Origin of the sequence: Limosilactobacillus albertensis (assembly GCF_014145555.1) — a bacterium.
Taxonomy (GTDB): domain Bacteria; phylum Bacillota; class Bacilli; order Lactobacillales; family Lactobacillaceae; genus Limosilactobacillus; species Limosilactobacillus albertensis.
The window spans coordinates 18,251-30,565 of sequence record NZ_JACIVD010000061.1 but is presented as its reverse complement, the minus strand read 5'-3'; the positions used below and the strand labels follow the sequence as shown (position 1 = coordinate 30,565).

13 protein-coding genes are annotated in these 12,315 nt (G+C 36.4%); 1 reads left to right on the top strand and 12 read right to left on the bottom strand.

Going from position 1 to position 12,315, the window contains the following annotated elements; translation table 11 throughout:
- Nucleotides 1-14: 14 nt before the first annotated feature.
- Nucleotides 15-656, bottom strand: coding sequence for a hypothetical protein (locus H5S41_RS04885; RefSeq protein WP_182598302.1), 642 nt, complete (start codon nt 654-656; stop codon nt 15-17).
- Nucleotides 653-1,531, bottom strand: coding sequence for a fatty acid kinase binding subunit FakB (gene fakB / locus H5S41_RS04880; protein ID WP_182598303.1), 879 nt, complete (start codon nt 1,529-1,531; stop codon nt 653-655). Before fakB ends, H5S41_RS04885 begins: the two co-directional genes overlap by 4 nt.
- A 216-nt stretch (nt 1,532-1,747) precedes the next feature.
- Here fakB and H5S41_RS04875 point away from each other — a divergent pair, with 216 nt between their 5' ends.
- Nucleotides 1,748-3,433 (top strand): NFACT RNA binding domain-containing protein, encoded by a 1,686-nt coding sequence (locus H5S41_RS04875; RefSeq protein ID WP_182602545.1) that lies wholly within the window; start codon nt 1,748-1,750, stop codon nt 3,431-3,433.
- A 165-nt stretch (nt 3,434-3,598) separates the two neighbouring features.
- Here the strand turns inward: H5S41_RS04875 and H5S41_RS04870 are convergent, their stop codons facing one another.
- From H5S41_RS04870 to H5S41_RS04825, 10 genes are all read right to left on the bottom strand, one after another.
- Nucleotides 3,599-4,366, bottom strand: coding sequence for a hypothetical protein (locus H5S41_RS04870; protein WP_182602544.1), 768 nt, complete (start codon nt 4,364-4,366; stop codon nt 3,599-3,601).
- Between the two features lie 159 nt (nt 4,367-4,525).
- Nucleotides 4,526-5,962, bottom strand: coding sequence for a GH25 family lysozyme (locus tag H5S41_RS04865; RefSeq protein WP_182602543.1), 1,437 nt, complete (start codon nt 5,960-5,962; stop codon nt 4,526-4,528).
- The gene (locus H5S41_RS04860) at nt 5,955-6,413 is read right to left on the bottom strand and encodes a phage holin, LLH family (RefSeq protein WP_182602542.1); all 459 of its coding nucleotides are present in this window, start codon (nt 6,411-6,413) and stop codon (nt 5,955-5,957) included. The genes H5S41_RS04865 and H5S41_RS04860 overlap by 8 nt, the downstream gene beginning before the upstream one ends.
- Nucleotides 6,400-6,669, bottom strand: a complete 270-nt coding sequence (locus tag H5S41_RS04855; protein WP_182602541.1) for a hypothetical protein — start codon at nt 6,667-6,669, stop codon at nt 6,400-6,402. The genes H5S41_RS04860 and H5S41_RS04855 overlap by 14 nt, the downstream gene beginning before the upstream one ends.
- Before the next feature lie 14 nt (nt 6,670-6,683).
- Nucleotides 6,684-7,154, bottom strand: coding sequence for a hypothetical protein (locus H5S41_RS04850; RefSeq protein ID WP_182602540.1), 471 nt, complete (start codon nt 7,152-7,154; stop codon nt 6,684-6,686).
- Nucleotides 7,155-7,166: 12 nt separating this feature from the next.
- Nucleotides 7,167-7,352, bottom strand: a complete 186-nt coding sequence (locus tag H5S41_RS04845) for a hypothetical protein (protein ID WP_182602539.1) — start codon at nt 7,350-7,352, stop codon at nt 7,167-7,169.
- Nucleotides 7,353-7,364: 12 nt separating this feature from the next.
- Nucleotides 7,365-7,832 (bottom strand): alpha-amylase, encoded by a 468-nt coding sequence (locus tag H5S41_RS04840; RefSeq protein ID WP_182602538.1) that lies wholly within the window; start codon nt 7,830-7,832, stop codon nt 7,365-7,367.
- 10 nt (nt 7,833-7,842) lie between these two features.
- Nucleotides 7,843-8,106, bottom strand: a complete 264-nt coding sequence (locus H5S41_RS04835; RefSeq protein ID WP_182602537.1) for a hypothetical protein — start codon at nt 8,104-8,106, stop codon at nt 7,843-7,845.
- 13 nt (nt 8,107-8,119) lie between these two features.
- On the bottom strand, nt 8,120-8,290 hold the full coding sequence (locus H5S41_RS04830) for a hypothetical protein (RefSeq protein ID WP_182602536.1): 171 nt from the start codon (nt 8,288-8,290) through the stop codon (nt 8,120-8,122).
- Nucleotides 8,291-8,322: 32 nt separating this feature from the next.
- Nucleotides 8,323-12,315: a hypothetical protein gene (locus tag H5S41_RS04825; protein WP_182602535.1), complete on the bottom strand. Its 3,993-nt coding sequence runs from the start codon at nt 12,313-12,315 to the stop codon at nt 8,323-8,325.

Genomic DNA, 12,315 nt, shown 5'->3' with positions numbered 1-12,315 from the left:
AGCTCCCGAAATCTTTATTTTTTATCATCTTTATTTTTAGAATTTCTCAAATCAACAATTATTGATCCTTGGTGCTTAGTGCCCGCAGAATTACTAGAATCATCATGGTGGTTATCAATATGTAAAGCTTTTCGAGCAACCCAGCGAAAGATTAAAGAAATTGGTGCAACTAAAAAGCCATATAATAATCCTGTAAGCAACGCATTGGGAATGATTAACTGCACGAATGTTAAACCACCTGTTGGGCTGCCGGTAAGCACTAATCCAATTAATCCATAGAAAGCTGAAATAAAAAATAATTGTACTAATCCGGTAAAAATTGCCAACCATAATAATTGCTGATGGTTTAGATCAATAGTTAGCGGAACCTGTTTTTTTAGAATCAGTCCAACAACGATTAAAACAATAATAAAATCAACTAAGATAACCCAGTCAGCAGTTCCCAAAACGAACATAATAATTGTACTAATAATAGTAACAATAAATGAGATGTTAATTCCTAACGCAACCGCCGTACCGACTGCGATTACCCCAGCTAATGGCATAAATGCCTCGCCCGTTGGCAGGACAGTTTGGAATCCGGTAAATGAAACTAACAGCATTAAAATACCAGCAGCAATTGCCAATAATGTTTTAATTAAAGTCTGTTTTTTCATGCTAAAGGCTTCTTTGCTGTATCTTGCATCCACGCCAATGCTAACGCGCCCTTACCTAAGTGAGCTCCAATAACTGGACCAAAGTAGCTTAATTCAAAAGAAATATCTGGATGGTCTTCTTGAAGCTTATCAAGCCATTTTTGCCCTTCTTCAGGAACATCAGCATGAATGACCATTGCGCGAACCGGGTAGTCAAGTTTGGCAATATCTTCATCAAAGATTTGCTCACAACGCAGCTTAGCTTTCTTCATTGAACGAACCTTTTCAAATGCTTCAATTGCATGTGTTGGCGTATGCATTGTTAATAATGGCTTGATTTTTAAAATTGAACCAACAAATGCAGAAGCGTTTGACAGACGACCACCACGAACCAAGTTTTGTAAATCATCAACTACAAAAACATTATTGAAAGTATCGCGATATTCCTTTACTTTCTTAACGATATCGTCTAAATCATCGCCCTCATTGGCTAATTTTGCTGCTTCTAAAGCTAAATAACCCATCATCTTAACAGTTAGATGCGAGTCAATCGGAACGATCTTAATAATATCTTTCATTTGTTCAGCGAGCTGTTCGACGGTATCTAAATAACCTGTAATTGCCCGCGTTAAATGAATACTAATCACAGCTTCATATCCATCATCAGCCAATCCCTGATAAACTTCCATCAACTGACCAATTGGTGTCTGCGATGTACTAGGAAAAGAGCTTGAATTTGCCATCTTTTCATAAAAATCACTGGTGGAAATATCAACACCTTCACGGTATGTTTGACCATCCAATGTTACTGGGATTGGGACAACATGAATATTATTAGCCGCCGCCTCTTCTGGAGAAAGGTAGGCAGTGCTGTCAGTAACAACAGCAATTTTCATCTTATCAACTCCATGTTCTAAAAATTGTATAATTTTAAAATAATTGCGTTTTTACGCGGATTTTACCCACATAATACAAAAAGCATACCACATTGACGCTTCTAAACCAACTAAAAAAATGTCCACTAAAGTAACATTACTTTTCATTAATGATTCAAAACTGTATAATTAATAGTGCTATTTTCGTTTTAACAATTAATATAGGAGGTTTAACTAATGTCTTTTGATGGTTTTTTCACTCACGCAATCGTCCATGAGTTAGATCAAAAATTAACCACTGGGCGGGTAGCCAAAGTTAGTCAACCTTACCCTGCCGAATTAATTATCACCATTCGCGCTCATCGGCATAATTACCCATTGCTTATTTCCGCTAATCCAACTTATCCACGAATTCAAATTACAGACATTCCATACAAGAATCCGGCTGTGCCAACCAATTTTACCATGACGATGCGGAAGTACCTTGAAGGAGCAATTATTAATAAGATTGAGCAAGTTGATAACGATCGAATTATCAAGATTACGTTTGATACCAGGGATGAACTGGGTGATAGTCAGCAATTGGTTCTGATTAGCGAAATAATGGCTCGCCATAGTAACATCTCACTAGTTAATCGTAAAACAGGTAAAATCATCGACACAATCAAGCATGTCGGCTCAGACCAAAATCGTGTCCGCCTCTTACTCCCAGGTGCTACATTTGTGATGCCTCCTAAACAAGATAAAGTAAATCCTTACCTTCCAAATCAAATTTACTCTGATCTTGTAAAACAGACTTCTGATTTAACAGAATTAGGGCATCAGCTACAGCAACACTATCAGGGATTAGGCAAGGATTCAGCCAAAGAGTTTGCGACTGAACTATTACAAAGCGATAACTTACCAACTGCTTACCAGCAATTTCTTAACCATTTTGAAAATCCTGATCCGGTTATTATTACAATGGCTAATGGAAAAACACAATTTGCTGCTTTTCCTCCCGTCAATACTCCTGAAGAACAACTACAGCACTTCAATTCAATATCAGCTCTTCTTGACGCTTTTTACGCTAACAAAGCAGAACAGGACCGTTCAAAAGAATTAGCGGGTCAAGTACTAAAAGTGTTGAAAAATGAACTTAAAAAAGACCGGCGAAAAGTTAAAAAACTCCAACAACAGTTACAAGATGCCGCTACTGCAGATCAATACCGTATTTGTGGTGAAATCCTTACTACTTATCTTAGTAAATTAACCCCTGGAATGAAAGAAATCGAACTTCCAAATTTTTATGATGAAAATAAACCAATAAAAATCAAACTTTCTCCCGAGCTATCCCCATCTCGTAATGCGCAAAAATACTTTACTAAGTACAATAAGCTTAAAACATCTGTTGACTATGTTAATGAACAGCTCAAAATAACAGAAGACGAAATTCGGTATTTTGAAAGTATTGAAAATCAAATTAAGCTTGCGGCTCCCGCTGATATTCAAGAAATAAAACTTGAGTTGCAAGAACAGGGCTACATTAAAAAGAAACAGCATGGTAAAAAACAGCGAAAAGTTAAAGTAAGCGCTCCTGAAGAATTTCATACTAGTGATGGTACAGCAGTCTTAGTCGGTAAAAATAATCTTCAAAATGACCGGCTAAGTTTTAAGATTGCTAATAAAAATGAAATTTGGCTTCATGTTAAAGATATTCCCGGTTCCCACGTTGTCGTTCGCTCAACTAATCCAAGTGAGGAAACGATCCTTGAGGCTGCCCAATTAGCCGCATACTTTTCAAAAGGTCGTGACTCCGACAATGTGCCCGTTGATTATCTTCCAGCAAAACGACTCCATAAGCCAAATGGTGCTAAACCCGGTTTCGTTACCTTCACAGGGCAAAAAACCTTGTACGTAACCCCGCATAAATTAGGGAAATAGAGAGATAATACCCATGACCGTGACCAATTCGTGACCACTTTAAAAACTTTCTTTCCTATTATATATACTCATAAAATCCCTAGTGGACGTTACAAAAATGCAACAACCACTAGGGATTAATTTATACTATTTAAACTTCAGACTAATCAAATCATTATCACCCTATTATTTGAGCTTTTTAAGATCATTAATAGCTTTAGAGAATGTACTAATGATTTCTAATTTATTGTTATCATTATCCATAATTAATCGCTTTTTTACTGTATCAAATGTTTCTTGATTAATTGAATCAGAATTAACTGCATCTGCAAATGTTTCCTGAAGATTTGTGAACACATTGTTTTTAGCGATTTCTTCTAGCACTGTGCTTAATTGAATAATAATATTTTTTCGATAATCTTCGACCAACTCTTGGTATGTAATATCATTTAATAAATCATATTTACTAACTCTAGCTTCTTCAACTAACTTTACAAATTCTTTTAATCGCTTTGGGGATTCATATTTTTCTAAAAACATAATATTAAATGAAGATTGCGTTAGCTTAAACTGCTCAAATTCTTTATGAAAATCTCTTTTATCAGGAGATACTAATGTTTGTTTCATATCACGCATATTTAATTCAAGTTTTTTTATCTTTTCATCTAATTTATTTAATTGATTATGTATTGACTCGTTGCTTGATTCAGTATTAGGCGCCTTGAGTTTATCATGAGTTGACGCAATTTTTATTCCTAGAACACTTATTTCTTTATTCTCAAAAAATGCCGCTAAATTAGCAAAAACAATAATTCCCCAAACAACAAAAAATAAGAATAAAATTAATAATGTTTTCCAGTCCAATTTTTTAGTTGCCTCTAAATAAAGAACAACAGCTATATAGACAGTGCCGAGACCTATTCCTATAGAGTTGCCAATTTTCTTTGATTTCATAAAACATTACCTCGAATCATAAAACTTACTATTAAAAATTATACGAAAAAGAGCCAGCCTTTTCCACGACTGACTCAAGTAAGTTTTATGATTACCTATATTATACAACAAAAATCCCAACTAAGCTAAAAATTAAAAAGCCTAGTTGGGATTTGTATATTATTTGAATTTCAAACTAATCAAATTATTCGCAGCTTTTGTTGCTGAAAATTCATGAACTAATACTTCTGTTTCAGATTTACCATCTAGCACTGGCATTGTTGGGCCTTTAATTGGGTCAAACCAATAATCAATATGATTCCCCTCGCCTTGCTCATTATCCGAATAGCGAGCAATTACTTGCAACTGACGACCGACTAAGTTTGGCGAGTAATCAAATTGACCGCTAAATCCTGATAAATTGCTATTGAAAATAGCTGGATAAGTCTTTTGCACATCATCACGTTGAATTGATTCGTACTTAACTCGTTGAATTTCACATTTATTAGCTACATCATACAGAATTAAGTAACAGTAATTTAAGCCCAGTGACATATCACTAGCAAACCACCCATTTACTTGAAGTTTATTACTAAAGACTACTGTATCAACATTATCAAGACTAGCGGCACTCTTTGTTAGGTCTAACAATGATACATAATCCACAAAGTTACCATTGCCAGCAGAATCATCCGTATAGCGGAAAATTAAATGTAATTTCTGTCCTTTCATTTGATTAGTGTAATCAAAGCTTGCACTAAAGCCTGAATTAGCGCTATTTGGAATATCTGGATAAACTTTAGGAACATCTGGTCGATTGGTGATATTAACTTGTGTTCGGCCATATTCCTGATTACCTTGTTCATTAGTTATGATGGCGTAAGCGTATGGCTTCCCTTGTGCTTGCGCTGAGGCAAACCAACCACTAACGATTAACTTATTACCATCAAAGCGGACAGAATCTAAATTCCCACCACTTGTTATTTTTTCTTCCATTGTAAACACTCCCGTAAAATCTACACTAATATCAATTTGTTCGCCCCAGGCATTGCTACTAAACTGCCAAGCGTCCGTATGAGTACTAATAGCCGGGAAATATTCATAATCGGGTTGCGTTACGCCTGACATTGTTGGATAAGAGGCAATCCATAATTTAGCACCGGTTGCTTTATAGATAGCTTCATAATCCCACAGGTCACGCATACCAGAGTAAGAATAGAAAACAGGCACAAAGCCGGCCTGCTTAACAGCATTACAGAAAATAATTGCTGCTAAAGTGTTAGCTGATTGATAACCTGCTCGTTCCTCATAGTCAAGGACTAATGCACTCCCGTGTTCTAATCCCATTGAGTTAGCAGTAGCAATCGCAGTATTAGCTTCTAAGCGTGCACGGTTACCATCGCCAATAAAGCGACTAAAGTGGTATCCACTAACTTTAAGACCCATGTGCTTAGCAGCTGCAATTTGACCGGCACCGTAAGCATTGCGCCAATAAGTGCTTTCAGAAAGCTTAATAATTGCTCCCCTAACGCCACGTGCTTTCCATTTCTCCCAAAACGCATAATAAGTTGCCTGTGGTTGATAGGCAGAAACATCAATTACATATGCTCTAGTCATTTGTAATCACACCAGTCTTAATTTGTCCGGCTGAAATATCCTCAATCTTATCGGCTGGAATAGTTGCATTAGTGACTGTTATACCAGTTTTAACCTGGTTGGGTTGAGGATTAGTCGGCGTTAAATCACTCTTTTCGTAAGCCGATTGAATAGCATGTTCAACGGTTGTTTGACTTACATTAAATCCTTTATCAACCAGTGTGCCGCCAACAATCTTAGTTGCTTCCTTGAATTTATCGTGACCAGTTAAAGCTTGATTACTTACTAAACTTGTGACGGTCGTATCAGCAAGTTTTTCAAGAACATCTAATACTTCTTTTTCTTGAAGTGTTTTTGCATGAAGCTTTTTAACTTCCAAAACTGGTTTAAGATATTTCCAAGCAAAAATAAAAAGCACCGTTGCAGTGCCTGAAGAAATAAACCAATATACAATATCATTAATCATTTTCATGCTTATGTTCCTCCTCTAAAATTTTTAACCTTGTTTCATGTGATGTCAATTTCATATCATGTTTCGATAGTTTATCAAGAATTTCTCTTATTCCACGATCACGTTCTTTATTATCAGTGTTCATTTGGTTAATGGTTTGGCGTAATTCTTTAATGGCGGTTTCTAACGGACCAGTTAGGCCAAATTTCAACACACCCCAGAGAACTAACCCAATACTTAAAATGCTAGCAGCATCTTCAATTGTCAAATGTACCAAATTATCACCACCTATTAGTTAGTTGTGAGGTAATGATTGTAGTAACTGACTAATGTATTAGCTGGATATTTTCCTGAGTGAACCTCAATATCAACATCAGTTCCAGAATGGTGCACATAAGTACCTTCAATATTAGTTGCACACCACATTTCGATATTCTGATCAGGATTAATAATATTAGGTAGTTTGATTGCATGAGCTAAGCCACCTGTAACGTCTTTATTTAAAGCAAACATTAACCGTAGCTCTACTAACTTGAACCCACCCAAATCTGCAATTCGGTAACAACAGTTCCAACCATTGTTAACATGGTCCCAATCATAGGCGCCATTAACAAATTGAATGCCGTCTCGTTGTTGACCAGTTAAAGTTGGTAACTGATTTGATGTTACTAAATTATTAGGTTTACCTTGGATAGTTGCCCAGCTCGTGGCAGGCAATATATCATTACCATCTTTGTCTTTTAAATAAACGTTGTACCCCATATTCTATTCCTCCTAACGGTTAATCTTTCGCTGTAATTCCCAAATTTGTTTTTGCAAGTCTTCAGTAATATCCGCCATTGTGCTGCGGTATTCATCAAAGTCAACAATTGAATGAAGATCAGTTTCCGGAAAGACTTGATGCTTACGTTTTTTGGCATCTTTTTGAAATAACTTAACTCGTGTTGGAAAAAAGCCCATTTATCTCGCCTCCTAAGCTGTTTGTGTATGCAAGTCGTCTATAAAACATTCAGCATAACCGTATTGCGGAATAATTTCTTCAACGGTTCCAAGCTTACGGTAAGATAAACCAGAACTATTTTCCGAAAGGTCAAGTATCTTTAATATTGCCCGTGTAGTTGTTCGATCACCCTGACGATTAGTATCGACTTCCGCTTCAACAGAATTAACTTCAATTGCATCTAAGTGTTGCTTCAAGGTTGGGTAGCTATGACCTAGAACGTCAACCCGGGCATCAACTATTTCACTTGGCTGTGGCGTCTTATTAATTTGCGCTGCCCAACGGACTTCCCAGCCATCAGTTACGCCTTTTAGGTATGAGCTAACATAATTACCGTAATTGCGGAGTACCGACCAATTGTGATTTTTCTGCTCATAGGCTTGGGCATTCTGAAAAGGACCAGGTTCGTCCCAAATATCTAATCGTGGAAAGTCATTCATAATTGACCTCCTATTCTTGCTTAGTGCCTACTTCTTCTTGTTTAACTTCTGGATTAATATACTGCATCCATTTTCGCTTAGCTAATTCCGTAATATCTTTATTTGATACATCATCAAAAGTTTTACCGTCACCAAGCATTTCTTTAGTTACTTTAATAGTAGCCATTGCTGTTTCGCCGGTATCATTTAAGCCGTTAAACCCGACCATTGCATCAATTGTGTTACCTTGTGAATCAAAGTCATAGCTAAGACGGTTTCGATAAATATTCATCATAAGAAATTACCTCCTACTTGTTTGCTTTCATGGTGTTATTCTTTTTAGATGTAGTTAATTCATTAATCTTATTTTGTAGTTTCTTGACTTGAAGCCGCAAAACAGTATTATCAAATTCCAATTGACTGTTTTTCTCTCTATACTCAGTAATTACATCGTTAGCTTCTACTTGTAAATTTTCCATTGTAAAGTTCCTCCTAAAATAAAAAGCCACGATTAACTCGTAGCTTTCATATGATTTAACTTACTATCAACATTTTGTAAACGAGTATGTTCATAGCCTTTACGCTTAGCCTTAATTTCCCAACCAAATTTAACGTTAGGTTGGTCTGATTTAACCATGAACCGATCGCATTCGCGTTTTTCAACCCATAGCTTACCCTCGCCATAAGTCGCTAAAAATACTTGATAAGGAATATTGGTATTAATAAGTTCATTAAATAATTTTTCAATTCCTATATAAGCAATTCCGTTACTATTAGTTTGTCCTTCACCAATATCGCCAAAATAATACTCAGCTGTCTCATAGGCATTTATTGCAACAGTTCCTTGGCTAGTCTTAACAACAGAGTTTTTAGAGCCATCTACTCCTAACCAGTTTGTTACATGTAAATCTCTAACAGTTAATCCGTGATTTTGAATATTAACCTCACTATTAATATCAAAATTATTAGCAATAAAATGAATGCGATTCCCATCACCTGCTGTAGTTATGTTTAATTCATTTCCATGATCTCCTGATCCGAAATAAGCACCAATTTTATTATCCTTTTGAATACTAAATAGTGCGCCTTTACCGTCACCCCAATCAGGAGCTAGTGTTGCTTGAATTACACTACTTGAAATTGTTAAGTTTGTTCTATTTATCATAGATAAATTTGTATTATGAGTAATTCGGTGATTATTATCAGAATATAAAGCGGCCTGGCCTATTATTACTTCTTCTGAATCTAATATTCCTAGTCCATGGTGTTCCTCTGCACTGCCATTATTCCAGGCAGTTGACATATCAACCGGCATAATAGAAGAATAATGATTACCATTGGCACCATGTAATTCAATTGTGCCATTTTTTAGTTTTACCCAATTCTGCGTGGCATCATTAACACTATTTAAGGAATTAGAAGCTAGGTTACTAATAGAGTAAAGGTCAGCGCCTAAGATTTGTCCTTGATATATTGAACCATTATTAACATGTATACTGTTAGCAACGACATTGCCGTTTGAATCAACAGTAAATTTACCATTTCCGTTATTAATGGAAATAGAATGTAGCGTACCAGTATTTATCTTGTCGGCACTCAAATTAGTAATATAAGCACTTGGGATAAATGCTTTTGCTTGTGGTCCTAATACAAAGCTATCAGCGTCAAAGTAGATTTTCTTAGCCTGAAAGAGCTGTCGTCCTGCTTCAAGATTAATTTGACTAAGTAATTCACCACTCTTAACTCGTAAATTAACAGCATCACGTAACTGGGTAATTTCCGATTCTTCGACACCAGTTGACCAACCAGTCCAGTAGTTACCAAACCAACGACGAAAGGCATGTTTAGTACCGCTATCCTGGTAAACATCTTGACGAATTCGATTGTTAGCATTACCAGTAACATCAACATAGACCCAGCCGCCAATTGGATTACCAGTTAAATTACGAACAAAATAATGACCGGTCATTTTCATGTCATTGATATTGGCACTATCTAATGTTTGAACATTAACTTGATTGTTTAATCGGTTAAAGTCACTCTGACTAACTTTAGTCTGAACAACCCCTGCCAATTGGGTATATTGAGATTGATCAACTTTATTTTTGACAACACTCTGCAGGCCATCTATTGAGGCTTGAACGTCTTGAATTGCTGAAACTGTTGATGCATTCTGTCGTCTAATACTTGGCTTAGCTATCCATGATGAATTTTCCGTATTATTTACTGGTTTTTCCATCTGATACCAAGGCTTGGCAAATGCTGCATTAGCAGGGGCTGTTATAGTTCCAGTATAATGTTTCCACTGCCCTGACTGATCAGAACCTATTCCTTGCCAATTCCAATTTGCTTTATCTTTATCTACAAAGACTAAACCAAATGTAGTGTGAAATACCGGTGAAGGAGCACACCAGTAATCAACATCAAACTTTTCACCAGGCTTAACAGAATACCAAATACCATTTTCATAACCATCACGTGTATTAGTTTGCAAGACTTTCATTCCTGATTGTCCTAATTCAGCTGGTGGCGCTGGATTAGTTGCTGATACTACCGCATGGACCGTCCAGTTACCTTTACTACCATCTTCAAAGTCACTTTTTCGAACAAGTTGAACGCTATTCTCCATTCCTGTTTTGAATGTTGTGTCTAACTGTGTAATCGTTTCACTTAACTGCCCAGCTTTCTGATTAACTATTGATTGAGTATAACTTTGAGTAGCAAAACCCTTTCCATTAATAATGTCATTAACCTTTGATTCAGTGACCATGCTCTTTAATTGATTACTAAAGAGATTAATTGAAGCAGAATGAGAATTAACCATTCCCTTTAAGTTATTTACTTCTGTTGAATCAGCTTTTAACTTTATGGCCTTACTGTTTTCATCAATTGCTGTTGAATTCTTTTGAATGTTTTCGATAAAATCATCTGTCGAATCTTCCCAAGCTTGTTTATTATTTCCTTCATAAAGGGAAATTTTGGCAATAAATACCGAACCAGAACCCGCATTCCAATTACCATGACCTTCAATACGAAATGTCTCTAATTTTCGTCCTTTCTTTTTTAATGGTAGATAAACACGTCTAAATCCTTCATTATTGCTCTGTTTTGGAAATCCAGTTAAATCAACATCATCTGTCAGTGCTAGTCCAGTTCCATCTAAAACCCCATACGCTGTTATTTCAAGGCCACTCCCATTACCACTATAAATAGCAATATCCGCGCTAACCATATAATTTTTATTAGGATCTAACTGAATAACTTGATTATTTTTAAAGCTATGCCAATCTTGCCAACTATGAATTTCCTTAGTTGACTGATCTGCGGGATTGTCTGCTAATGCAGTATTATAACCACTTTGATACCAATACTTACTATTAAAGTCACGAGTGCCTTTTAAGAGGTTACGTCCACCCCCGTTAAGACCATTGACTTTATCTTTCAACGTCTGATACTCACTAGACGATGCTTTTTGCTCAATTTGGCCGGCCATTACTTTCTGCTCAGCAGATAATTGGTTAATTAAGTTTTGCGCTTGATTAATTACTGACTTATCAGCCTTTTGAAGTAACTGGTCTTTCGTTTGCTGCAAAATAGTTTCAGTAGACACAACTCGGCCACTAAGTTTTTTGGTATCTCCTTCGATGCCATCAACTCTAGTAGTCAAACCATTCATAGATAACTCTGCTTTTGTTGCGGTACTAGTTGCATTTGTTGCTTCAATTGTTGCACTAGTAGCAGTTTGCTTAGCAACGACTGCATTACTTTTTGCATCCTGTGCCACAGTAGTAGCGGCATCAGCTGTTTGCTTAGCAACCGTAGCATTATTCTGAGCATCTTTAGCAATCGACTCAACTTGACCATTCGCAATCTTTAATTCATTAATAGCATCTGACGAATTCTTAGATTGAACTTTAACGGCATCATTAGTCTTAACAATAGCAGCACTATTAGCTTGGACGCTAACTTTTAAATTAGAAACATCACTCGCAGCACTGGCAATATCAGCTTTAACTGATGAAACGTTATTAGCAACATTAACAACTTGATTTCTAATAGCTGCCGCTTCGCTTGTTGCATTTTCTTTTACAGCTTGGGCTTTACTTGCTGCATCATCAGCCGCCGCTTTTGCTTCACTAATTGCCGAACTTTGAGCAACAATTGCATCACTATTAACCTTAGAAGCACTAACAGCCGAGTCAGCATATTTTACCGCTGATTCGGCTGAGTTTTTAGCTTCAACAATTCCTTTTTGTGCTTCGACAACCTTCTTGTTGACCTTATGCATATCATATTTCATGTTAGCTTGGTCATTAGTATCATTCACGTTAATCCATTCACCGTCAACCATGACCATTGTTTGTACCAATTTATCGTGGTTACTAATTTTGTGAGGGACAATTGCATTTTCATGATTCCCAATACTCATTGAGACAACATCAGATGATGAAGTATCCGTTGAATTACTTTTCATTTCGTCTGAGAGCTGACTATTTTCTGCCAT